Annotated in this window: 27 protein-coding genes and 1 tRNA gene; 11 read left to right on the top strand and 17 right to left on the bottom strand. The window is 68.6% G+C overall.

What is annotated here, in order from left to right:
- Positions 1-1,518, bottom strand: coding sequence for an ABC transporter substrate-binding protein (locus ACWGJP_RS13710; protein WP_452330333.1), 1,518 nt, complete (start codon positions 1,516-1,518; stop codon positions 1-3).
- 94 nt (positions 1,519-1,612) lie between these two features.
- Positions 1,613-2,536: an alpha/beta fold hydrolase gene (locus ACWGJP_RS13705; RefSeq protein WP_452330332.1), complete on the bottom strand. Its 924-nt coding sequence runs from the start codon at positions 2,534-2,536 to the stop codon at positions 1,613-1,615.
- A 159-nt stretch (positions 2,537-2,695) separates the two neighbouring features.
- On the opposite strand from ACWGJP_RS13705, the gene ACWGJP_RS13700 reads away from it, so the two are divergent.
- Genes ACWGJP_RS13700 through ACWGJP_RS13690 form a run of 3 tightly spaced genes read left to right on the top strand, consistent with a single transcriptional unit; the run spans position 2,696 to position 4,403 of the window.
- Positions 2,696-3,172, top strand: a complete 477-nt coding sequence (locus ACWGJP_RS13700; protein WP_452330331.1) for a carboxymuconolactone decarboxylase family protein — start codon at positions 2,696-2,698, stop codon at positions 3,170-3,172.
- Positions 3,169-3,879 (top strand): tyrosine-protein phosphatase, encoded by a 711-nt coding sequence (locus ACWGJP_RS13695; RefSeq protein WP_452330330.1) that lies wholly within the window; start codon positions 3,169-3,171, stop codon positions 3,877-3,879. The genes ACWGJP_RS13700 and ACWGJP_RS13695 overlap by 4 nt, the downstream gene beginning before the upstream one ends.
- A gap of 50 nt (positions 3,880-3,929) precedes the next feature.
- Complete coding sequence (locus ACWGJP_RS13690; protein WP_452330329.1) at positions 3,930-4,403, top strand: SIP domain-containing protein; 474 nt, start codon at positions 3,930-3,932, stop codon at positions 4,401-4,403.
- A 6-nt stretch (positions 4,404-4,409) separates the two neighbouring features.
- Here ACWGJP_RS13690 and ACWGJP_RS13685 read toward each other — a convergent pair whose 3' ends face one another.
- The 4 genes from ACWGJP_RS13685 to ACWGJP_RS13670 all read right to left on the bottom strand — a co-directional run bounded on the left by ACWGJP_RS13685 (position 4,410) and on the right by ACWGJP_RS13670 (position 8,513).
- Positions 4,410-4,880, bottom strand: a complete 471-nt coding sequence (locus ACWGJP_RS13685) for a Fe-S oxidoreductase (RefSeq protein ID WP_452330328.1) — start codon at positions 4,878-4,880, stop codon at positions 4,410-4,412.
- Positions 4,877-5,680 carry an arginase family protein gene (locus ACWGJP_RS13680; RefSeq protein WP_452330327.1) on the bottom strand — a complete coding sequence of 268 codons (804 nt, stop codon included), beginning with the start codon at positions 5,678-5,680 and terminating at the stop codon, positions 4,877-4,879. Before ACWGJP_RS13680 ends, ACWGJP_RS13685 begins: the two co-directional genes overlap by 4 nt.
- 69 nt (positions 5,681-5,749) lie before the next feature.
- Positions 5,750-6,487: a PspA/IM30 family protein gene (locus tag ACWGJP_RS13675; protein ID WP_452330326.1), complete on the bottom strand. Its 738-nt coding sequence runs from the start codon at positions 6,485-6,487 to the stop codon at positions 5,750-5,752.
- 49 nt (positions 6,488-6,536) lie between these two features.
- Positions 6,537-8,513 carry a TPM domain-containing protein gene (locus ACWGJP_RS13670; RefSeq protein ID WP_452330325.1) on the bottom strand — a complete coding sequence of 659 codons (1,977 nt, stop codon included), beginning with the start codon at positions 8,511-8,513 and terminating at the stop codon, positions 6,537-6,539.
- A 147-nt stretch (positions 8,514-8,660) separates the two neighbouring features.
- Between ACWGJP_RS13670 and ACWGJP_RS13665 the strand changes: the two genes are divergently transcribed.
- Positions 8,661-9,497 (top strand): DUF3097 domain-containing protein, encoded by an 837-nt coding sequence (locus ACWGJP_RS13665; RefSeq protein ID WP_452330324.1) that lies wholly within the window; start codon positions 8,661-8,663, stop codon positions 9,495-9,497.
- Positions 9,498-9,521: 24 nt separating this feature from the next.
- Here the strand turns inward: ACWGJP_RS13665 and ACWGJP_RS13660 are convergent, their stop codons facing one another.
- Positions 9,522-10,808: a DUF222 domain-containing protein gene (locus ACWGJP_RS13660; RefSeq protein WP_452330323.1), complete on the bottom strand. Its 1,287-nt coding sequence runs from the start codon at positions 10,806-10,808 to the stop codon at positions 9,522-9,524.
- 123 nt (positions 10,809-10,931) lie between these two features.
- On the opposite strand from ACWGJP_RS13660, the gene trmB reads away from it, so the two are divergent.
- Genes trmB through ACWGJP_RS13645 form a run of 3 tightly spaced genes read left to right on the top strand, consistent with a single transcriptional unit; the run spans position 10,932 to position 12,898 of the window.
- Complete coding sequence (trmB, locus tag ACWGJP_RS13655; RefSeq protein WP_452330322.1) at positions 10,932-11,657, top strand: tRNA (guanosine(46)-N7)-methyltransferase TrmB; 726 nt, start codon at positions 10,932-10,934, stop codon at positions 11,655-11,657.
- Complete coding sequence (locus ACWGJP_RS13650; protein ID WP_452330321.1) at positions 11,654-12,481, top strand: CPBP family intramembrane glutamic endopeptidase; 828 nt, start codon at positions 11,654-11,656, stop codon at positions 12,479-12,481. Before trmB ends, ACWGJP_RS13650 begins: the two co-directional genes overlap by 4 nt.
- A gap of 24 nt (positions 12,482-12,505) precedes the next feature.
- Positions 12,506-12,898 (top strand): DUF1304 domain-containing protein, encoded by a 393-nt coding sequence (locus ACWGJP_RS13645; RefSeq protein ID WP_452330320.1) that lies wholly within the window; start codon positions 12,506-12,508, stop codon positions 12,896-12,898.
- Here ACWGJP_RS13645 and ACWGJP_RS13640 read toward each other — a convergent pair.
- The 7 genes from ACWGJP_RS13640 to ACWGJP_RS13610 all read right to left on the bottom strand — a co-directional run bounded on the left by ACWGJP_RS13640 (position 12,891) and on the right by ACWGJP_RS13610 (position 18,045).
- Positions 12,891-13,511, bottom strand: a complete 621-nt coding sequence (locus ACWGJP_RS13640; RefSeq protein WP_452330319.1) for a GyrI-like domain-containing protein — start codon at positions 13,509-13,511, stop codon at positions 12,891-12,893. The two genes, ACWGJP_RS13645 and ACWGJP_RS13640, sit on opposite strands and share 8 nt — an antisense overlap.
- Positions 13,512-13,560: 49 nt before the next feature.
- Positions 13,561-14,253, bottom strand: a complete 693-nt coding sequence (locus ACWGJP_RS13635) for a nucleotidyltransferase domain-containing protein (protein ID WP_452330318.1) — start codon at positions 14,251-14,253, stop codon at positions 13,561-13,563.
- A 7-nt stretch (positions 14,254-14,260) separates the two neighbouring features.
- A complete protein-coding gene (locus ACWGJP_RS13630; protein WP_452330317.1) occupies positions 14,261-14,857 on the bottom strand; it encodes an HAD family hydrolase in 597 nt (198 codons plus the stop codon).
- A 64-nt stretch (positions 14,858-14,921) separates the two neighbouring features.
- On the bottom strand, positions 14,922-15,941 hold the full coding sequence (corA, locus tag ACWGJP_RS13625; RefSeq protein ID WP_452330316.1) for a magnesium/cobalt transporter CorA: 1,020 nt from the start codon (positions 15,939-15,941) through the stop codon (positions 14,922-14,924).
- Positions 15,942-16,180: 239 nt separating this feature from the next.
- Positions 16,181-17,158, bottom strand: coding sequence for a zinc-binding dehydrogenase (locus tag ACWGJP_RS13620; RefSeq protein ID WP_452330315.1), 978 nt, complete (start codon positions 17,156-17,158; stop codon positions 16,181-16,183).
- A complete protein-coding gene (locus tag ACWGJP_RS13615; RefSeq protein WP_452330314.1) occupies positions 17,158-17,580 on the bottom strand; it encodes an organic hydroperoxide resistance protein in 423 nt (140 codons plus the stop codon). Before ACWGJP_RS13615 ends, ACWGJP_RS13620 begins: the two co-directional genes overlap by 1 nt.
- A 21-nt stretch (positions 17,581-17,601) precedes the next feature.
- Positions 17,602-18,045 carry a MarR family winged helix-turn-helix transcriptional regulator gene (locus ACWGJP_RS13610; protein ID WP_452330313.1) on the bottom strand — a complete coding sequence of 148 codons (444 nt, stop codon included), beginning with the start codon at positions 18,043-18,045 and terminating at the stop codon, positions 17,602-17,604.
- A gap of 109 nt (positions 18,046-18,154) precedes the next feature.
- Between ACWGJP_RS13610 and ACWGJP_RS13605 the strand changes: the two genes are divergently transcribed.
- Positions 18,155-18,946: a class I SAM-dependent methyltransferase gene (locus ACWGJP_RS13605; RefSeq protein WP_452330312.1), complete on the top strand. Its 792-nt coding sequence runs from the start codon at positions 18,155-18,157 to the stop codon at positions 18,944-18,946.
- 4 nt (positions 18,947-18,950) lie between these two features.
- Here the strand turns inward: ACWGJP_RS13605 and ACWGJP_RS13600 are convergent, their stop codons facing one another.
- Positions 18,951-19,415: an HIT family protein gene (locus tag ACWGJP_RS13600; protein WP_452330311.1), complete on the bottom strand. Its 465-nt coding sequence runs from the start codon at positions 19,413-19,415 to the stop codon at positions 18,951-18,953.
- A gap of 79 nt (positions 19,416-19,494) precedes the next feature.
- Between ACWGJP_RS13600 and ACWGJP_RS13595 the strand changes: the two genes are divergently transcribed.
- From ACWGJP_RS13595 to ACWGJP_RS13585, 3 genes are all read left to right on the top strand, one after another.
- A tRNA-Arg gene (locus tag ACWGJP_RS13595) sits at positions 19,495-19,567 on the top strand.
- Positions 19,568-19,569: 2 nt separating this feature from the next.
- Complete coding sequence (locus tag ACWGJP_RS13590) at positions 19,570-20,127, top strand: RNA polymerase sigma factor (RefSeq protein WP_452330310.1); 558 nt, start codon at positions 19,570-19,572, stop codon at positions 20,125-20,127.
- 91 nt (positions 20,128-20,218) lie between these two features.
- Positions 20,219-20,602, top strand: coding sequence for a YybH family protein (locus ACWGJP_RS13585; RefSeq protein WP_452330309.1), 384 nt, complete (start codon positions 20,219-20,221; stop codon positions 20,600-20,602).
- 65 nt (positions 20,603-20,667) lie between these two features.
- On the opposite strand, the gene ACWGJP_RS13580 is transcribed toward ACWGJP_RS13585, so the two are convergent.
- Positions 20,668-21,354: a HEAT repeat domain-containing protein gene (locus ACWGJP_RS13580; RefSeq protein ID WP_452330308.1), complete on the bottom strand. Its 687-nt coding sequence runs from the start codon at positions 21,352-21,354 to the stop codon at positions 20,668-20,670.
- Between the two features lie 13 nt (positions 21,355-21,367).
- Positions 21,368-22,174, bottom strand: a complete 807-nt coding sequence (locus ACWGJP_RS13575) for an SGNH/GDSL hydrolase family protein (protein ID WP_452330307.1) — start codon at positions 22,172-22,174, stop codon at positions 21,368-21,370.
- Positions 22,175-22,203: the final 29 nt, after the last annotated feature.

The raw sequence follows: 22,203 nt of genomic DNA, 5'->3' as shown, positions 1-22,203 counted from the left end.
TCAGTCGGCGGCGACAGTCACGCCGGCGAGGTTGATGCGCGAGTTGATCGAGTCCTGCGGGAAGCCGGAGACGATCGGACGGACGGCGGTGATGGTCTCGCCGTTGTAGAGCCAGTCCGCCGCGTGGTCCTCGGAGACGATCCTGGCCGCCTGCGCGAGCAGCTCGGCGGAGGCATCGGGGTCGAGCTCCGCGAGCGCCTCGGCGTAGAGCGCCTGCACCTCGGGGTTGTCGTAGCCGAAGTAGTAGTCCGGGTTGGCGAAGTTCGCGAAGTCGCGCGGCTCGACGTGCAGCACGAAGCTCAGGTCGTAGTCCTTGTTCGTGTAGACGTCCTCGAGCCAGGTCGCGAACTCGACCGATTCCACCTTGAGGGTGACGCCGACCTCGGCGAAGTCCGAGATGAGCACCTGGGGGACGGTCGTGCCGTAGAAGTTCGGGATCGTGAGCGTGAGCTCGAGGTCCTCCTGGCCTGCCTCCGCGAGCAGCTCCTGCGCCCGAGCCGGGTCATGGGGGGCGACGTCGGAGAGGTCCTCGAAGCCGGGATCGAGCTCCGGGATCGGCCCGTACAGCGTCTGCCCGGCGCCGACCGCCTCGATGAGCGCCTCGTGATCGATGGCCAGGCGCAGCGCTTCGCGGACGCGGACGTCGTCCAGCGGCGCCTTGGCGTTGTTGAAGGCCAGCGTCGCCTTGTCCGTGGTCTTGCCCGAGGTGAGCGAGAACTCGCCGGACTCCTCCAGCTGAGGGGCGAGCTGCGGGTCGACGGCGGTCAGCACGTCGAGGCTGCCGTCGAGAGCGGCGTTCACGCCGGAGGTGAAATCGGGAATGTACTCGAGGTCGACCTCGGCGACGCCGGCCGGCTCGCCCCAGTAGTCCTCGTACCGCGCGAGGGTGATCGAGGAGCCCTTGCTCCAGCGGGTGAGCGTGAACGGACCAGTGCCGTTCTCCGCGGTCTGCAGGTCGGTGTCGTCGCCCGCGGCGAAGACGAGGCCGGCCGGGCCGGTGAGCGCGAACAGGAAGTTCTGGTTCGGGGCGTTCAGCGTGATGACCACCGTGGAGGCGTCGGGCGCGCTGATGGAGGCGACGCCCGCGAACTCCGCATTGCCCTGCACGGTGGCGTCCGTGCGGACGGTCTCGTAGGAGGCGACCACATCGGCGGAGGTCAGCGCTGCGCCGCTGTGGAAGGTGACGCCCTCGTTGAGCGTGAAGGTGTAGGTCAGCCCGTCCTCGGAGATCTCGTAGTCCGAGGCGAGGCGCGGCTCGATCTCGTTCGTCTGGGTGCGCGTGACGAGGCCCTCGTAGATGTTGTCGATGAGGATCTGCTCGAGGGCGGCGCCGCTGGTGTGACGGATGTCGAGGTTGGTCGGCTCGAGCACGAGGCCGACGGTGAGCGTCGCGTCCGGATCGGGGGCGCCCACCGACGTCTCCTCCGGTGCGGGTGCGCCCGTGCAGGCGCTCAGGACGATCGCCGATGCGGCGAGAGCGGTGACGAGAACGAGTCGTCGTCTGGTGCGGGTGAACATGGGAGTCGGGTCCTCTCGTGCGGCAGGTGCTGTGTGCCGGTGGGTCGAGCCTATGGGCGGGTGCGGATAGCGGGGACGGAGGCGGAACGCAGCGTCACATTCCGTGATCGATGCGCTCGCGGATCAGGTCGGCGAGCGCTGCCGGTGCCGTCTCCTGGACGTTGTGGGTCGCGTCGAACGACACGATGCGGGCGGCCGGCAGACGGCGGAGGTACTCGGCGGCATCGTCCTCGCTGACGAAGCCCCGCGTGCCCCGCACCAGGGTGAGGGAGGTGCGCACGGCGGCGAGGTCGTCCCAGCCGGTGTCGTCGAGGACGGCGCCCGCCGCGGGCGTGCCGTCGTGCTCCGGTGCTGCGAACACCTGAGCGGCCAGGTGGGCGAAGTGATGCTTCCATTCGACGCGGCCGTCCTCGCGCACGCGCGAGTTGAAGAAGACCCCGCGTTCGGTGTCGGCGCGGCTGCCCCCCAGGCCGAACGACATGGCACGCTCGACGAGCTCGTCGCGGCTGGCGAAATCGGACACGCGATAGAACTCGCGCAGCGCCGCCGGCCCGGCGGAGGTGTCGATGCCGGGGGTGATGTCCACGATGATGACGCCGTCGACGAGCTCAGGGCGTGAGGCGGCGAGGGCTGCTGCGGTGAGGCCGCCGAGTGACTGACCGACGACGAGGACAGGGCCGAGTTCCCACTGTGTGAGAGCCTCGGCGACGTCAGCCGCGAGGGCACGAGGCGCGTACGCGGCGTCGGGGCGCCAGGAGGAGTCGCCGTGGCCGGCCAGATCGATCGCGAGCGCCGCACGACCGAGGTGGAGGATGGTGGTGTCCCAGGTGTGCGCGTTCAAGCCGGCGCCGTGGAGCAGGACGACCTCCGGGGTGCTCTCTCCGAAGCGCAGCGCGCTGAGCGTCCGACCGTCCGAGAGGACGACGTGCTCTCTGGTGGCTGGAGGGAGCGGGGCATCGATCGCCTGGGCCTGCGCGGGAAGATAGCTGAACTCGCTGATGTCGGTCGGCACGCCCATATTCTGCTCCGGAACGCGGTTCGAGAGAAATGCCGGAGCAATGTGACAAATGTGCGATGTATTCATTGGGCATTTAAATCACTCTGATCCCGATATGTTTGGCTTCGTGCATTTCAACCGTTCAGCGACGCGCTCGACGGACGTCGTAGGCTGGATCTCATGAGCGAGACCAGGGTGCATCTGTCCAAGACTGAACCGGATGCCTATCAGGCGCTGGACGCCTTCGCCAGGACGGTCGGCCGGATCTGCGCCGAGAACGGCATCGACGACCGCCTCAAGGAACTGGTCATGATCCATTGCTCGCAGCTCAACGGGTGCGCGTTCTGCACCCGGGTGCACGTCGATCGAGGTGTCACGGCGGGGCTCGGAGTCGATGAGATGACGCAGCTCGCCTCATGGCGGGAGAGCGGGGTGTTCTCGGATCGTGAGCGCGCAGCCCTCGAACTCGCGGAGGCGTTCACGTTCATCCATGAGGATGGCATCCCCGACGATGTGTACGACCGGGTCGGAAGCGTGTTCACCGAGAAGGAGTACGCGGCGCTGAGCTGGGCGATCATCTCGATCAACGCCTTCAACCGTGTCGTGATCGCGGGCCGCTACCCCGTGCCGCCCCGCGGCCCGAAGGCGGATGCGTGAGCATCCTGTCGATCGACGGCGTCTGGAACGTCAGGGACGTCGGAGGGCTGACGGCGCGGACAGGACGCATCAGGGCGGGGCGGCTGCTGCGTTCCGCAAACCTCGCCGGGGCGACGCCGGGCGGAGCGAAGGCGCTCGGCCTGCTGGTCGATCACATCGTCGATCTGCGCGCGGATGACGAGGTCGCCGCAGACCCTTCGGCGGTCACAGGCCCCGTCGTCACCCGGCTTCCGCTGTTCCTCGGATCCGTGGCCTCCTTCTTCGAGGAGGACAGCAGTCTGGACGAGCTTTACCGCCACCTGCTCGAACAGAGCGGGGCGCGCCTGGTCGACGCTCTGCGCATCATCGCCAGGGGCGAGCGGACGCTCGTCCACTGCACGGTCGGGAAGGATCGCACCGGCGTCACCGTCGCGCTCGCCCTCGACGCCGTCGGGGCCGATCGCGAGGAGATCATCGCCGACTACGCGCTGACGGAGACCCAGCTGCCTGCGGAGCGCAATCGTCGAGTCGCGGAGTACCTGCGTGCGCGGCATCCCGATGCGCAGCACGTCGTGGCCCTCGCCACGCTCTCCCCGGCTCCCGTGATGCGTGCGCTGCTGGAGGCGATCGATGCCCGCTGGGGATCGACGGGAGACTATCTGCGCTCCCAGGGCATGACGGAGGAGGAGCTGGCCGCCCTGCACGCGGCACTCGTCGAGTCTTCCTGAATCCTCAGGAAGGTTAGGCAACCCTTCGCGCGGTGTATGATGGGGACATCATGACCGCCTCCGTCGAGTTCCGTACCGCACGCGCCGAGCGCCGTGCGGCGCGTCAGCGCTCCCATCACCTGGTGGCGGCCGACGAGAACTCGCTCACCGACCTCGAGGTCTTCCTCGCGACGCTGCCGCTGTGCGCGAGCGGGCGGATCTTCATCGAGGTTCCCGCGGTGGCGGACATCGCAACCATCGAAGCTCCGCCGCGCATGACCGTCACCTGGCTGGCGCGGGAGAGCCGCAGCGGGGCGCCGGGATCCGGGCGCAGCTGTGCTCCCGGCACGGCCGTCGCGCGGGCGACCACCGCTTGGGCCGACGAGATGTTCTGCGACGGGGACGCGGGGAGCACGCGAGTCACGCTGCTCGGCGGCTACCTCGGCACGGCGGAGATCGTCGAGCACCTGACGGATCGTCTCGGGATCGCACCTGGCGCGATCTGCGCTCCTGCGCGCTTCGGCCTTCTGCCCGTCTCGGACTGAGGGCGCTCAGCGCGAGGACGCACGACGGCGACGCACATAGCCGCCGTCTTCGAGCCCAGCCTCGATCTCGAAGCGGTTGCGCAGCGGATCCCTGCCGGCGAAGAGATACAGCACCGGCATGAGGAAGCCGTAGCGCAACCACTGAGCCTTGTGGACCGCCTCGTGGCGCAGCACGGCGTCGCTGGGTTCGCGGTCTCCGGTGAGGAAGCATCCCCCCACGCACACACCGCCACGGTTGAACGTCCACGAAGGCATGCCGCGGAACACCCAGAGGCCGTGCCGACGTTCGACCGGGCCCGTGCTCCACAACGAACCCCAGATCCAGCCGACGGCGGTGCCCCAGGCGTAGCCGATCCGACTGATCGGAGAGCGGAGCAGAAAGGACGGGATCCTGCGGTCGAAGCGACGGCCACGGAGGAGTGCGGCATCGGCGGCGATCCGCCATTTATCCGCTGTCGGCGGCGCGGACGCGCTCACGCGACGGCGCCGATGAGGCGGAGGATCGCCCCGAGATCGTCCACGGCTGCGGCGGGCGTGCGGGGTGCGAATCCTGCGATGGTCGCGCCGGCGAGCGGAACGCGCTGGCGCAGAGCCCGCAGAGCGGCACTCAGCTGCGCCGCTGCCGCGCCGAACGGGGCGGGATCCGACACCCCCGCGAGCTCGGAGGGGTCGAGCACATCCACGTCGATGTGCACCCAGGCGCGTGCGGCACCGGTGGCCTCGACGGCTCGTGCGATCGAATCCGCGTCGATGAGCGCCTCTGGTTCAACCGCGGCGACGGTCTCCAGAGGAGCCTCCTCGGCGGCATCCACCGACCGTGCGCCGACGAGCACCACGCGCTCGGACGGTACGCCGGGGGAGAGGATCAGGCGGGACTCGCCCTCGCCCATCACCGCCCGCAGGGACATGCCGGAGAATGCGCCGGACGGCGAGGTTCCGGGGAGGTGAAGGTCGGGATGCGCATCGCACCAGACGACCGCGAGGTCATCCGTACCGCGGGGGAGCGCGGCGAGGGCGGCGACGGTGATGCTGCAGTCCCCGCCGATGACGACCACGCCCTCGTCGATGTGATCGCGCATCAGCTCTCGGACGCGCTGCAGAGCGCTGAGACGCTGCACGCCGCTCTCGAGCGATTCACCGGCCTCGAGCGGGACATCAAGCACGGTGGTCGCGGCGCTCGGCAGGTCACCGGCGATCGCGGCGGCCCCGTCGGTGAGCAGCATCGCCCGAGGTGCGGGTGAACCCTGCCACTGCGGGACGACGAGGAATCGGGCCATGGGGTCCTCCGATCAGAGAGGAGAGGGCGGATGCTCCTTGTCGCCGACCCGGAGCATCCGCCCGGAAGATCAGGACTCGAGCTGGCCCTGGGGAGCGCCGCCGGCCTTGAGCTCGGCGAGGCGCGCCTCGACCTCGGTGAGCTCGCCGAGGTCGTCGAGGCTCTCGAACTGGGCGTCCAGGCTGGAAGCCGCGAGCTCGATCTTGCCCTGTGCGATGGCCTCCTGCCGGCGCACCTTGTCCTCGAAGCGGCCCAGCTCGCTGGTGGGGTCGAGGACGTTGATCGAGGAGACGGCATCCTGGACCTTGGTCTGCGCCTCGGCGACCTTGGCCCGCGCGAGCAGTTCGCTGCGCTTGGACTTGAGCTGCTCGAGCTTCTCCTTCATGCCGTTCAGGCCGCTCTTGAGCTTGTCGACGATCTCGGTCTGCGACGCGATCGTCGGCTCGGCCGCCTTCGCGTCGCGCTCCTCGCCGATCTGGCGCTGGAGGGCGATCTTCGCGAGGCTGTCGAACTTGTCGGCGTCCGCGGTGTTGCCCGCGGAGCGGAGCTCGTCGGCCTTCTTGCTCGCAGCGAGGGCCTTGTTGCCCCAGTCCTTCGCCGCCTGGATGTCTTCCTCGTGGTCGCGCTCGAGAAGGCGCAGGTTGCCGATCGTCTCCGCGATCGCGGCCTCGGCATCGGCGATGCTGTTGGTGTAGTCGCGGACGAGCTGGTCGATCATCTTCTGCGGGTCCTCGGCGGAGTCGAGGAGCGCGTTGATGTTCGCGCGGACGAGGGTCGAGATGCGTCCGAAGATGGACTGCTTGGCCATGGTGTTTCCTTTCGGTTGGCTGTCGTGTGTGTGGTCGATGTCGGATCGGTCAGAAGCGCCCGCCTCGAGACCGGCCTCCGCGCGATCCGCCGGAGAAGCCGCGTGAGGAGCTTCGAGAGGAGCCGCCGAAGCTCGAGGGACGATAGCCGCCCCCGCCTCCGCCGAACAGCCCGCCCCCGGATGGGCGACCGCCTCCGCCTCCGCCGCTGATCAGGCCGCCGAGGATGCCGCCGATGATCGCGCCGCTGAGGTCGCTGCCTCCGCCTCCGCCCCCGTAGCCTCCGCCCCAGCCGCTCACATCGGACTGGGCGGATGCCGTCGCGCTCTGCGCGAGGTCGTAGGCACGGGTGGCGTAGCCGAGCGCCTGGCTCGGATCGGCGGCCTGCAGGGCCAGCGCCTTGGAGAGGGCGGCCTGCGCTTCTGCGAGGCGGGTGCGCGCGGTCGCGCCGACGCCGCCGCGCCGGGTCGTGATGAACTGGTCGGCGGCGGAGATCTGCGCCTGGGCCTGCGCGATGCGCTGCTGCAGGATCTGCGCATTGCGCTGCGTGAGCGCGATGGCGTCGCGCACCTGCCCGACGACGCCGTCGATCTGCGTGTTGGCAGCGGTGAGCACGTCGAGGGTGCGCTGCGGATTGCGCGGGGTGACGTGAAGCGCACCCTTTCCCTCCGACACCTGCGTCCGCGTCCCGGCGATGACGGAGGCGAGCTGCCCGTGCGGATCGGGGAGCTGGGCTGCGGCGGCGAGATCGGACTCGAGCTCGGCGATCAGCGCGGTCGCCTGCGTCTCGATTGCTGCCAGGTCGCTGCCACGCGTCGTGATGGCGGCGCTGAGCTGCTCTCCCTGGGCGAGTGCCTGCTCGGCGGTTCTGATCGCGAAGGCCGCCTGACCCGTGGCACCGGCCGTGAGGGCGGACGTCGCCTCGTCGATCTCGCGGTCGGCGAGTGCGAGCCGTTCCTGTGCCTGCACGGGGTTCTCGGCGACGGTGCTCAGCGATTCGGCGTCGTATGTCTGGGCGAGTGCCGCGAGTGCCGCCGGTGCTGCCGCGATGATCTCGGCGGTCTGGGCGCGTCGTGCCGTGACCCTGGCGAGAGCCTGAGGCGCCTCCGCCGCGAGCTTTCGGAGGTCTTCGAACTGCTGGGCGTTCTTCTCGAGGAGGTCGTCGGCGGCGTCGCAGAGCTGGATGATCTGGATGTGCCAGGCGCGGCGCTGCTCCGGGGTGTCCGGGATCTCGTCATCGAGCTGCTGCTTGATGGTGAACGCCTGTCCGAGGCCGGCCTTGGCCGCGTCGACGGCCTGCGCGTAGGCGGCGGTGGAGTCTTCGCCGAACTCCGCGACGGCGAAGCCGAGCTCCTCGCGGCTGGCGGTGACGGCGTCATCGGTCGCGACGAGGGCGCCTCCAGCCTGCGTCTCGAGGTCCGCGTCGCTGATCGCGGAGAACGGATCGTTCGGGTCGGGGACGGCGGGCTGGGCGCCACGGCGCTTCTTCTTGGCGCGCTGCACGAGCAGGACGATCACGACGATGACGGCGACAACGATGACGAGGCCGAGCAGGATCCACCCGATGGGAGAGGGCCCTGGGTAGGCATCCGCGGCTGCGATCGCCGCCCCTGCCCAGTTGCCGGAGCGGAGCTCGGCCTGCGCAGCGCTCTCGATCGCGCCGAGATCGCCATCGGAGAGCGGGTTGGCCGGATCGATCGAGAGCGCGAACTGCTGCTCCTCGACGGCCACCGCGAGAAGAATCTGATCGACGCCGAGACCGTTGTCGATCGCGGTGTCATCAGCCCACTGGGTGGCATCTGTCGGGTCGGTGAACGCGTCGACGAACACGACGTAGAGATCCCCGTTGCCGGCATTCGAGAGCTCGCCGAGGCGCGCATTCGTGGCGTCGATCTCATCCGCGCTGAGCACACCGGCGTGGTCGGTCACGAATCCTGATTCGAGCGCCACCGGTGGCGTGGCGACGGCGCTGGACGCGGCCCACCCGGAAGCGAGGACCGCCCCGATCATGCCAAGGGCGACCAACATCCGAGACCGCATCGTGCTCCCTCCACGGAGCCGCTGAGCCCCCATGCGCCTGAGTCTATTCACTGTCGCCGACAGACGATAGCGACTCTAGGGAAACAGTCTGTGTCATCGCCGGGAACCGCGTGACGGACACATACGCTGGAAGGCATGGACGACAGGTACGGGGCGGACGTGCTCGCCGCCGGATGGCGGGAGCGGAACGAGAAGCAGATTCCGCAGGTCGCCGCCGAGCTCGATCTCGTCGTCGAGGTCGCACAGGACGGCTATTGCGGCGCGGTCGTGAAAGTGCAGGGCGGCAATGTCGAGCTCGAGGATTGGAAGGGGCGCAGGAGGCTTTTCCCTCTCGGCGGAGGTTTCCTCATCGACGGGCAGCCGGTGAAGCTCGTCGTACCGGAGGCCAAGGCGCAGGGTCCGCGCCGCACCGCTTCCGGGTCTTTCGTCGTCGACGACCAGCGAGCCAGGGTCGCACTGCCCAGCCGGATCCTCGTCGAGGGCAGGCATGACGCGGAACTCGTCGAGAAGGTCTGGGGCGCGGATCTGCGCGTCGAGGGCGTCGTCGTCGAGTACCTCCAGGGCGTCGACCTGCTGGACGAGCTGCTCGCGGATGAGCCTCCGAGCGCGAAGCGGCGTTACGGAGTGCTCGTCGATCACCTCGTGCCCGGCTCGAAGGAGACCCGCATCGCCGAGGCTGTCGCCCGCGGCCCGCACGGCGCTCACGTGCGGATCGTCGGCCATCCCTACGTGGATGTCTGGCAGTGCGTGAAACCGGAGGCGCTCGGAATCGCGCGTTGGCCCGAGATCCCGCGGGGCATCGAGTGGAAGGTCGGCATCTGCCGCGCCTTCGGCTGGCCGCACGAGGATCAGGCGGACATCGCCCGTGCGTGGCAGCACATCCTCAGCAAGGTGACCACGTACCGGGACCTGGAGCCTTCTCTGCTCGGACGCGTCGAGGAGCTCATCGACTTCGTGACCGCATCCGCGTAAGGTCGCCGCCCACCGCTCTGGTGCTCACACGAATGCCACGCGCGGGCTCGGCCGGTCGGTGAAGACCCTGCCTCGGGGGCTGATCCATTCGATGACGCCGTCGGCCTGCTGCCGCACACTCCATCGATGTCGATCATCGAGATCGGGATGCTTCAGCGGATGATGGCTCGTGCAGAAGCACGCGAGATTGCCCACCTCGGTGCGCCCGCCCTTGGCGTGATCGTGATTGTGGTCGATCTCGCACCGTTGAGCAGGTCGCACGCAACCGGGGAACCGACAGCGCTGATCTCTTGCGCGCAGGAACCGTTTCATCTCGGCGGTCGGGGTGTACGCGGAGGTCGCGGTCAGCATCCCGCTCGGGGTCAGGAGCAGGCGGGACCACGACGATGTGCGGCCCGCGAGATCTCGCACGATCTCGGGCAGGACGGGCCCCGTCCCATCGATCTCCGCCATGCGGTCATCGTCACCGGCGAGCGTCGAGGATGAGATGGTCACCTGAACGGTCGCGCGTATCGCTTCGGCGGGCGTGCCGATGAGCGATTCTGCGCCGCCCGCGAGGAGGAGTTCGAGCATGATGTCGGCGCGGACCTGAGCAAGGGATCGATCGTCGCCGTCGCCGCAGGCATCTGGTCCGGCATCGTCGTCACCAAGACGAGACGTCCCGACATCCGTGCGCGAGGAGATCAGCGCCTTCGCCATCGCATCGGCTCGGTCGTACGCGGCGCGGACGAGGAGCTCGGAGCCCGTGATCTGCAGCTCTCCCAGCCCGTCCGCCCGTGACCAGACGTGCACGCCGTGGAACGAGCGCGCCCGACGGTGGCGCTCAGCCAGATCCACGGGCGCGATGTCGGCGGCGATCATCCGGGCGGCGCTCTCCGTGCGCCCGGCCGACTCGTTCAGCGCGACGTCGAGAGCACGGCGCTCGTACTCCGCGCGAGCCGCATCCGGGGCGTCGTCGAGCGCCGCGCCTGCGGCAGCGATCGCCTCGGCGTGACGAAGGGTGACGAGGCCGGTCTCCATCGCCGCCAGAACGGAGGGGTAGCAGTGCACGATCGTGTGCGCGCGGTGCAGCATGCCTTCGGCGACGCCCGATGAGATGTGCCCGGCTGCCGCGACCTCCGCGGCGAGAGACCGGACCGCCATGTCGTGGTAGCGGGAACCGAAGGGGTCGACCTCGAGCATCAGGTCGAAACGATCGGAGAGCGCCTTCACCCGGCGCGCGTCGACCGAAGCCGCGTGCCGGCTCGACAGCTCCCAGATCGCGAGGAGGGAATCCTCTTCGCGAGTGCGGATGTCTGGGGGGCTGGCCATACTCAAGCTTAGAACAAAAATACGAAGAAAGGCAAGGTGGATGAACTCTGATCTGGGAAGAAATAACCGATGCGGCGCACACGACGGCTGCGCCTCGACCGCGCAGGCTTATACGCTGGAGGAATGCCTGAACCCCGCACTTTCCGTGACGAACCCGTCTCCTTCGTGCGCCGCAGCGGCCGCATGTCCGAGGCGCAGGAAAGGGCGTTCGACGAGCTCTCCGACCGCTACCTTCTCGAGGTTCCCCGCGACGTGGCATGGACCAGCGTGCATCCCGAAGCCCGACTCGACCCGGCATCCGAGTACGGGCGCACAGCGCCGCTCATCGTCGAGATCGGATCCGGCCAGGGGCACGCGATCGTCTCGGCCGCCTCCTCGCGCCCGAGCGATGACTTCCTCGCGGTCGAGGTGTTCCGCGCGGGGCTCGCCCGCACCATGCTCGACGCGGACAAGGCCGGCGTGCGCAATCTGCGTCTCGTCGAGGCCAATGCGCCGGAGGTGCTGGCCACCTACCTGCCCGAGGGCGGCGCGGCTGAGGTCTGGGTGTTCTTCTCCGACCCGTGGCACAAGAAGCGTCACACCAAGCGGCGCCTGATCCGAGAGGGGTTCGGTGCGGTCGCGGCTCGCGCACTGCGCGACGGAGGCATCCTGCGCCTGGCCACGGACTGGGAGGACTACGCCCTGCAGATGAGGGAGGTCCTCGATGCGGAGCCGCTCTTCGAGCGCGCATTCGATGGCGAGTGGGCGGAGCGTTTCGAGGGCAGGGTGATGACCGCTTTCGAGCGCAAGGGGCTGAACAAGGGCAGGGACATCCGCGATCTCGCCTATCGCCGGATGCCCCGCCCGTGACGCCGCAGACGGCCACCTGGCGCACGGCCATCGCGCCGGCCGCGCTCGTGTGCCTGGCGGCTCCCGCGATCTTCGTCGTGCATCTCCTCTGGCTCGGCTGGCTGCTGCTCGCGGCAGGTATCGCGCTCGCTGGGATGCAGGAACGAAAGCGGGTCACCGCTTCCGATCCGTCGCTGACCCGTGATCTCTCGTTGATCGCGATCGGGATGCTCGTCGTCAGCGCGATCCCGCTCGCCGCCGAACTCGACGATCTCGCCATGCTGCGGTTCACGATCGCACTCGGCGGCGCTGTCGCTGTCCCGTATCTGATCTCACGGTTCGTGTACCGGGACAGGGCGATCTCGTTCCCGTGGCGCACAGGGAGGCGCTGGGGCCGGCTGCACTGGGGCTGGCTGATCGCCGTGCTCGTGCTCGGCTGGCTGATCCTGCCGTTCTACTTCATCACCAGCGGTGTCTATCTGAACTGGCCCGTCGTCGATACGCCCGATCTCATCGCGCGCCTGTTCGTGGGCGTCGGCGCCGTGGGCATCTGGGATGAGCTCTTCTTCATCTGCACGGTCTTCGCGCTGCTGCGCAGGCACCTTCCCGATGGGCTCGCGAACGTCCTCCAGGCGGTCGTCTTCGTCTCGTTCCTCTGGGAGCTCGGCTATCGCGCGTGGGGGCCGGTGCTGACGATCCCGTTCGCCCTGCTGCAGGGGTTCATCTTCCTGCGCACGCACTCGCTGGCCTACGTGGTCACCGTGCATCTGCTGTTCGACGCCGTCGTCTTCGGGGTCCTCGTGCATGCGCACAATCCCGGGCTGCTGCCGATCTTCCTGCTCTGAGCGCGGATGCGGGATGATGGGGGCATGCTCATCGTCGGTCTCATCCTCGCCGCGGCCGCCGCGGCCTTCCACGTGTTCATCTTCGCGCTCGAGTCGCTGAAGTGGACCGAGCCCGAGACGCGCAAGATCTTCGGCGTCGCGAGCGAGGCGGATGCCGTCACGATGAAGCAGCTCGCCTTCAACCAGGGCTTCTACAACCTGTTCCTCGCGCTGACGGCTCTGCTCGGGGTCGGGCTCCAGATCCTGGGCGCTTCGACGATCGGGCTCACGCTCGTCTTCGCCGGAACGGGCATGATGCTCGCCGCTGCGCTCGTCCTCCTGCTCTCGGACCGCACGAAGGCGCGCGCCGCCCTCATGCAGGGAACGCTCCCGCTGCTCGCCGTCGTCGCCACCGCGATCGGCGTCGTCGTCAGCTGATCCGCGTTACCGGCTGGCGCAGGAGTGTGCGGCGCTTCGCGGGGTCGCCCTTTCGAGGATCGCTGAAGTAGATCTCGTGGTGCAGCCCCGTCATCGCGAGACCGTTCTGCGGGATGAACTCCTCGTGCATCCGGGCGAGGAGCGGGGCCTCGTCATCGAAGGCGCCGACGTGCAGGGTCTGGACGCAGAGTCCTTCCTCGAGCGTTGCGAATCGGACCTCGGCGAAGCGCCCGAGCGGGTTCTTCGCGGCGGCCTTCGTCAGCGCCTCGTCGAACATGGCGTGCGTGATCCAGTCGGGTTGAAGGAGCATCAGCGTCCAGCTCCACGCGGACTTGTCCCTCGCGCTCGTGAATGCCGTGTGATCGTCTGCCCACCAGAGGCCCTCCAGCGGCATGACGACGTAGTCGCGGCCCAGGAGCTGCTTGCTCGCGAACTTCAGCCCGTAGGCGAGGGGATACAGCGCCTCGATCGCCGAGGCGAAGGAGGGCGAGCCGTTCGGGTCGCCGCTGCCATCGATCATCACGTACCGCAACGCGGGGATCTCGACGATGCGGAACTGGCCCTTGCGAGCCCGATAGGAGTCGAGCTCCTTCTTCAGATCGACCTTCGTCATGGTGCGATTGTGTCAGCGGCATCCGACATCTGCGCGGCGGTCGGCAGCATCACCGCCTGTAGCCGATGCGCAGTCTTCCGCCGGCGCGCTCGAGCTCGCGCTCCGCGACATCCGCGAACTCGTCGAGACGCCCGGCGAGGTACGGCGCCGCGAGGGCCGTGGCCCGCGCGTCATCCAGGGCCCGGAGATGCCGGGGGAGTCTCTTGCCCGAGGCGATCCATTGCCCTGCCGAAAGCAGCATGAGCTCGGCGGTCTTGTCGAAGACCGTCGCCGCCAGATGTTGTCTTTCCAGCGGATCGGTGGCGTCGCGGAGGTCGTCGATGGCGTCGGTGAGATGGTAGCGGCGGGACTCGACCTCCTGCACGGAGATCACCGGGCCCGCGGCGAGACGGTCTGCCCAGGTTTCGCGGAGGGCTTGGCCATCGGCGCCGGAACGGAACATCAGTCCGTCGACGAGCATGTGGGCGATCACGGGCCGGTGCTGGGCGATGCCGCGCATCGCCCACGTCTCGAATCCTGCCGGCGTGTAGGCGAACACCTCGAAGGCCTCGCCGTCGAATCCATAGGTCGCAGCCAGCGAGGTGGCGGCGTCACCGTCGAACAGGTGCCCGCCGATGAGCAGCAGATCGATGTCGCTGGTCGCGGTCCGTTCGCCGCGCGCGGTGCTTCCCGCGAGCACCGCGATGTCGGCTGCGGGGAAGCGCTCGGCGACGAATCGCTCGGTGTGGGAGAGATAGTCCATCGGTTCCTCAATCCAGGACGCCTGCTGCGCGTAAGGACTCTCGAAGGTCGTCGATCGCGGTGAAACGGTGAGAAGGCATTCCGAGCGCTCGGGCGCCGGCGACGTTGTCCGAGGAATCATCCGTGAAGAACACTTCTTCCGGTTCGTGACCCAACGCTCTCAGAACGTGCTGGAAAGCCTCGGAGTCGGGCTTTCTCCGGCCGATCTCGGCTGAGTTGTAGACGGCATCGAAGTGGGCATGCAGTCCCATGGCGGAAACTTCCGTCGAGATGGTGTCGGTGCCGTTCGTCAAGACCGCGGTGACCAGGCCGCGCGCGCGTAGCTCATCTGCCAGAGCGAGCACCTCGTCGTCGACGGTGAAAGGCTGGCGCCCCCATTCTGCTGCCGCATCGCGGTTGCCCAGAGCGGCGCCGATACGTTCGATCCACGCATCGCGCGTGATCGTGCCGGTCGTGACGGCCTCGAGCAGGCCAGGCTCGAACGCGACTGCTGCGATCGCGTCGGTATCAAGCCGATGCCGACGTTCGATCTCGACGGCATGAGCAGGGAGGAAGCGACGCACGACGCCGTCGAGATCGAAGAGGACGGCTTTGATGCTCGGCATCGGATCACGTTACCAACGCCACGTCGGCCTCGTCCCGCCGGGACATCCTGCCGCCATGCCGGCGTCACAGCCACTTCTTCGCCTTGAAGACCGCGAACAGCCCTGCGCCGACGCCCACCATCAGCAGCATGGCGAAGGGATAGCCCCAGGCCCAGTGCAGCTCGGGCATCACGTCGAAGTTCATCCCGTACACGCTGCCGACGAGGGTCGGGGCGAAGAGGATGGCTGCCCAGGACGAGATCTTCTTCACCTCGTCGTTCTGAGCGAGACCCAGTTCGGTCATCCGACGCATCTCGTCGTTCTGACGCTGGGCCACGAGCGTGGCGTTGAGGGTCAGAGCATTCTCGAGGATGGCGCGGAACGCATCCGCTCGCTCGACGATCCGCAGGGTGTGGTCCAGGACGTCGCGGAGGTTGCGCTGCAGCTCGAGATCCACCTCGTACTTGTCCGAGCCGCGCCGCAGCGCCTCGAGCATGTCGACGAGCGGGTGGGTCGCGCGCTGGAAGTCGATGACCTCTCGGGAGAGCCCGTAGATGCGACGCGACACCGCCTCATCGGCGGCGAAGAGCTGGTCCTCGATCTCGTCGATGTCGTTCTCGAGACCGGCGATGACGGGGGCGTACTCGTCGACCACCTCGTCGAGGATCGCGTAGAGCACCGCTTCGGGGCCCATGGCGAGCAGTTCGGGGGCGGCCTCGAGGCGACGCCGTACGACGCCGAGGCTCGGGGACTCCGCGTGCCGGATGGTCACGACGAAATCCGGGCCGACGAAGAGGTGCAGCTCGCCGAACTCGACCTCTTCCGATTCGTCGAGGTAGCGGGCAGGCCGGAGCACGACGAAGAGAGTGTCGCCGTAGCGCTCCAGCTTGGAGCGCTGGTGGCCGGACAGAGCGTCCTCCACGGCGAGGGGATGCAGGCTGAACTCGTCCGCGATCGACTGCACCTCCTCACGGCTCGGCCTGTACAGCCCGATCCAGGCCATGCCGTTGCGTTCGCGCAGGATGTCGTACGTCTCGGTCAGGCGGGTCGGGTTGCCCGTGCGGTGTCCGTCGACGTACACGGCGTTGTCGATGAGAGCGGTCATGATTCACCTCGATTGCTCGCTGCTGACGCGGCGCCGGAGCGGCGCAGCGGTGAGTGCGCGCAAGAACGCGCGAAGACGCCACCGCCTGGTCGCGGGAGTCAGCGCATCGAGATGACGACCGGACGACCGTGAGCGGTGGCGTTGCGACTATCACTGGACATCGCGCATCACCTGCCTTCGGTCGGGTCGGGGCCGGATCGGCCTCCGACAGGTTACACCCGGCGGAGGCCGCATCCGATTCAGAACTTCAGGAGCACTTTCCCCACACGTCCCGGTGTGTTGCTGGCCCGCACGGCCTCGGCGGCATCTGCCGCATCGAAGACACCGGAGACGGGCAGTGTGAGGGTCCCGTCGGAGGCGCGCTGGATGAGCTCGCCGAACAGGGCGCCCCGTGTGGCGGCGTCCATGGTCTGGCTGACCTTGCTGCCCCAGAAGCCCTTGACCGTCGCCTGCTTGAAGATCACGTCGCCGGAGGCGATCTCCATGACCGGCGAGTTCATCGCGCCGAAGGCGACCAGCGTGCCGTTCTCGGCGAGGAGCGAGAGGACATCGCCGGATGCGGTTCCTCCGACGGAGTCGACGCCCACCGCGATCGGTGCGCCGCCGGTGACACGGGCCACCTGATCGCGCCAGTCGTCCTGGTCGGTGGCGACGACGTTGCCGATGCCCTGGGCGCGCAGCTCCTCGATGCCTGCCGTACGTCGGACGAGGCCCAGCACGTTCACGCCTCTCGCGGCGCCGAGCTGCGCCAGCATCCGCCCGACGGCGCCGTTGGCGGCGTTCTGCGCGATCCAGTCGCCCTCGTGCACATCGAGGAACTGCAGCAGGCTGATGGTGCTGAACGGCATCGAGATCAGCTGTGCGGCCGCCTCGTCTGGCAGCGCCTCCGGCACGGGGATGAGTCCGGCGGCCTTCGTCACGACGTACTCGGCCCAGACGCCGAAGGTGCCGCCGGTCGCCACGCGCTGGCCGACCGTGAGGTTCTCGACACCGTCTCCCAGTGCGTCGACGACACCGAGCGCCTCGGTTCCGGATGCTGCGGGCAGCTCGGGCTTGAAGCCGTAGGTGCCGCGGATGGTCCAGATGTCGTGGTTGTGGATGGGGGAGAGGACGATGCGCAGGCGCACCTGGCCCGGACCGGGTTCCGGCACGGGCCGCTCTTCGATGGCGAGGACTTCTTCGGCCGGACCGAAGCTGTGGTGGATGAGGGCGCGCATCAGTCCTCCGAGACCGTGATGACGACGTCGATGTTGCCACGCGTCGCGTTGGAGTACGGGCACACCTGATGGGCGGCGTCCGCGAGGGACTGCGCCCGGTCGTGCGGCAGCTCGGGGATGACGACCTCGAGCTCCACGGCGAGGCCGAAGCCGCCCTGGCCGTTCGAGCCGATCTGCACCCTGGCTCCGACAGAGGAGTCGGCGATGGATACCTTCTGCGCGCGGGCGACGGACTGCAGGGCGGAGTGGAAGCATGCCGCGTAGCCGGCGGCGAAGAGCTGCTCGGGGTTCGCTCCGTCGCCGGATCCGCCCATCTCGGCGGGAACGGCGAGGTCGAGGTCGAGACGTCCTTCGCGGGTGACGACGCGACCGTTGCGGCCGGCGCCGGTGGCGAGGGCCTCGGCGGTGTAGAGGGCTTGCATGGGTGCTTCCTTTCGAGGGGGTCAGCGGGTGCGGTCGGCGGTGACGGTCTGCAGGAGCGCCGTGAGCGCCTGGAGCTCGGCGATGAGGCGGCGGCGCTCGCCGTCGTCATGGACACCGGCGAGCTCTGCGACCTCGGCATGGACGGGTGCGAGCTCGGCACGCAGCGCGAGGCCTGCGGAGGTTAGACGGACGATGACGACCCGTTCGTCATCGGCGCTGCGTTCCTTGGCGACGAGCCCCGCCTGCTCGAGACGGCGCACGAGGGGGGAGAGCGTGCCAGAGTCGAGTTGCATCGCGTCACCGAGGGATCGGATGCTCTGTTCGCCGTCGTTCCAGAGGACGGCGAGGACGAGGTACTGCGGATAGGTGAGGTTCCACGGCGCGAGCAGCGCGCGGTAGGCCTGCGTCGTGGCGCGCGTCGCGGAGTAGAGGGAGAAGCACAGCATCTCGTCGGTCACGCTCATGAGATCAATTGTGCACAACCGGGTTGTGTGCGAGCTGAGTATCGAACCGAAGTTCTGGCGCCGGGACGTCGCGGGCGCCGTCCCGGTGCGTGTTTGGCATGATCTCCTCATGGGCCAGGAGACGATCGACGCGGCGGTGCAGAAGTACTACGGCGAACTCTTCGACGAACGCCTTCGGTTGACGTCTCGTTCGGCGCAGGGAAGGCTCGAGTTCGAGCGAACTCAGGAGGTCGTCCGCGCAGCGACACCCGCGCCGGCTCGGATCCTCGATGTCGGCGGAGGAGCGGGCGTTCACGCCGCCGCCTTGGCTGCGGACGGCTACGAAGTCGTGCTCGTGGATCCGGTGCCACGTCACGTCGCTGCTGCTGCGCGCCACGGCACGTTCGTCGCCGAACTCGGCGACGCGCGTCGATTGCGCTTCGAAGATGACTCTTTCGATGCCGTCCTGATGGCTGGTCCTCTCTACCACTTGTCCGAGCGCGCCGAGAGGGCGCGGGCATTGAACGAAGCTCGGCGGGTCTGCCGGCCCGGCGGAGCGGTTCATGCCGCGGCGATTCCTCGGCTGGCCGCCTTCGCGGGAGCGGCGCTGAGCCCGGCGGTTCTCGACGCGAACACGCAGGGATGGCTCGACCTGCTCCGGCACGGCACTCCCGCACCCGTGGGTCGGTTCCCCGGAGGGCATTTCCACTCGGCAGAAGAACTTCAGAGGGAACTGGAAGACGCCGGCCTGCACGACGTGACCGTCGTCGGCATCGAGGGACCTGCGGGCCTCGCCTTCGAGACTCGGGAACGGACGTCAGAAGCGGACATCGCCGCCGCACTGCGGCTGGCGCGTCTGTTCGCTGCCGATCCCGGCATCCGCGAGTTCAGCAATCATCTGCTCGGCTCGGGGACGCCCTGAGCACTCAGTCGAAGGAGCTCCACGCCTCCCGTAACCGACTGACAGTGTTGACGAGCGCGGCCTCGGGCGGGATCGTCGGCCCGTCCGAGATGTCCACGTTGCGGATGGGATCGTCGCCGGCGTGCTGGGGGAGGAGATGGCAATGAAGATGGGGCATCCGATGTCCCATGATCAGATAGTCGATCTTCCGGGGCGCGAAGACCGAGGCGATGCTGCGTCCGGTGCGCTGGACATCGGCCCAGAACGCGTTCAGTGCAGCTGAGGTCAGATCCGCCAGGTCTGTCGCGTGGTCGCGGAGGATCACCAGCGCATACCCGGGATGCGCCTGATTGCGCGACAGCCGCACGTACGTCGCCGGAGTCGAGGTCACCAGCAGACTGTGCGCGTTCTTGACGAGGTGGGCGTCCGCGCACATCCCGCACTCTGCGGCATCCGACATCGCCGCCCATTCCTCATCCGACCACCACATAGCCTCAGCGTACGACGCGCCCGGGAGGCATGGCTGTGTTCTCGGACGGGTCAGCGCAGGTGATATCGTCATTCGGTACGCCTCCGTAGCTCAGTGGATAGAGCGCCGGTTTCCGGTACCGTAGGTCGCAGGTTCGACTCCTGTCGGGGGCACGATGAACAACACGACGAAGGCCGCTCTCTCCGAGCGGCCTTCGTCGTCTCCCACGCGTGAACCTGGTGCGGCGGTCGCCGAGGCATCCGCGCACCTCAGCCGGATGCTGCGCGAGGAGCCGCACCGCCTCCGGCGGCGGAGCATCTCCCTCGGCATCCCCGTCGTCGACGCCGACGACGCCGCACAGAACGCCGCCCTGCGCGCGTGGCGATCGCTGAGCTCGCTGCGCTCGCCGGATGCCGGCCCTATGTGCGCGTGGCTGGACGCCATCGTGCGCACCACGGTCATCGACATGCAGCGAGCACGCAAGGACGACCTCGGAGAGGTGCTGTGCGAGCGGCTGCAGTCACCGCAGGACGTCGAACACGAGGCGGAGGTTCACGAACACCTCGCAGCGGTACTCAGAGCCATCGAAGACCTTCCGCCGCAGCTGCGACGGCCGCTCGAGCTGAGCGCCGTCGACGAGCTGAGCGCTGAGCAGATCGGGGAGCGACTGGGCATCACGCCCGCCGCCGTGCGGCAGCGCATCTCGCGCGCGAGGCGTGCACTGCGCGGCTGAAACGATCGGACGGATCTGTCACACCGGTGCCTATGGGCCGTCCTTCTCTCTGGATCGCATCCGCGTTCCGAAGAGAAGAAGGAAGACTCGCATGTCGTTCACCAAGGTCACGTCCCTCGACCAGCTCAACCTCGCCTTCGCGGAGCGCTTCAACGCCCGCGACATCGACGCGCTCATGGCGCTGAACGCGCCGAACGCGGTGTTCGTCCCGGCGCCCGGCCAGCCCGTCGAGGGCGAGGAAGGCATCCGCGGCGCACTGGGCCAGTTCCTCGCACTGGAGCTCCCCATCACCATGAACGTCCGCCACGTCTTCGCCTCCGGGGCGACGGGGCTCGCCATCGCGGACTGGACGCTGACGGGCACAGGCCCCGACGGCTCGGAGGTCGCGCTCGCCGGAACCACCGCGGACGTCGCCGTGTACGACGATGAGCACGGCTGGCGCTACGTCATCGACAACCCGTTCGGCACCGCCTGATCCGCGCCGCCTGATCCGCGCTGTGCGACGGCTCCTCCGCGAGCCGTCGCACAGGCGGGCCACGGTCAGAACAAGCCGGCGATCCGCTTCTTGCGCAGGTTGCTCGTGACGATCCAGTCGACGTCGCGATCAGCGCGGTCGAGTCGTTCGAAGGCCTCGCGCCCGTGCTCCGGATCCGCCGCGATCGCGACGCTCCAGCAGTAGCCGAGCGCCTTGCGCAGCGTCTTGGCCTCCGGGGTGCGCCGCACCTCCCCGGGGAGCGCTGCGAGGTGCGCCGTCGTCCGCGCGCACACCTCCAGCGCGATCGCCGCATCGCCCGGCGCGCGCAACAGCCGCGGCTCGCAGATCGCCGCCACCGCAGCCCGCTGCACGAGGAGGTCCTCGTCGTCGGCCCAGGCGAGGACGATCTGTCGCAGGGCATCCGGCTCCGCATCCCCGAGCCTCTGCAGCCCGGTCGCCACGGCCTCGCGCACCCGCCAGCGCGGATCGGACGCGAGGACGTGCAGGCGTCCGAGAACGGATGCATCCCGCGCCCTCGCTCCCAGCGCGAGCGCGCCGCAGAACGCGCGGAACTCATCCTCATCCTCGGACGCGGCGATCGTGACCGCGGACGGCGCGAGATCGGCGAACGCCGTCGCGAGCTCCAGATTCGCCCTGGGGCCTGGGAGGCCCGAGTTCGCATCGAGGAGCGCCGGCCACTCCGTCTCGGGAGTAGCCGCCAGCTCTTGCCGCCACTGCTCCGCGCGCGTCATCGTCGGAGAACAGTCACGGCCTGGCGTCGTCCTCGGACACGCCGGCCTCTGTCACCGGCGCTGCGGCGAGCTCGTCGAGAGCGGCGGCCAGCTGCTCGGCGAGATACCGGTGACCGGCCGTGGACGGATGGCGTCGGCCGAGGTCCGCATCGATGACGTCGTCGTAGTTGACCTCGGTGATCCACTGGCGCTCGATCGGAGAGACGTACCACCAGCCGCGGGCGGCGGCGAGCTCGGACAGATCGCGGTCGATCCTCGCCGTCTCGGCGCCGACCGGCAGGACGTGCGGCGCGGGCCCCAGGACCACGATCTCCGCCTCCGGGTACGTCGCGGTCAACGCATCCCAGGCCGCGTTCACCGCGTCGCGATAGCCGCGCTCGCCCTGGGCGCGATCGTTGATGGAGCCCTGAACGATCACCAGGTCCGGGGTGAGCGACGCATCCAGCGCGGCGATCCGCTCGCCGTACGAGGGCCCGTCGATACCCGGCTTGAGGTAGCCGCTGCCTCTGACCCCGTTCACGATCGTCTCCGCGCCGATGAGATCGGCCAGCACATAGGCGTAGCCCTGAGTCGGGAAGAGCGCGGCCGATCCGTACGTCCATGAGTCGCCGAAGACCAGCACGGTCGGATGCTCGGGAAGCGCCAGTGGGGCGGGAGCCGCAGCGGCGGGGATCTCGCCGTCGGAGGCACCTGCCGGAAGCGAGGCGGTCAGCGGGGCCCAAGGGCGCCACACCCCCAGGATCACGGCGGCGACAGCGAGGAGCACTCCGATCGCGAGCACGATGGCACGCAGGGAGCGGCGGGAGGACAGGGCCTTCATGGCATGAGAGTAGATCACCGTGCGCTCAG

This window comes from Microbacterium sp. NPDC055903 (genome assembly GCF_053615555.1).
The sequence above is the reverse complement of the archived record's forward strand: the minus strand, read 5'-3'. Positions and strand labels throughout refer to the sequence as shown.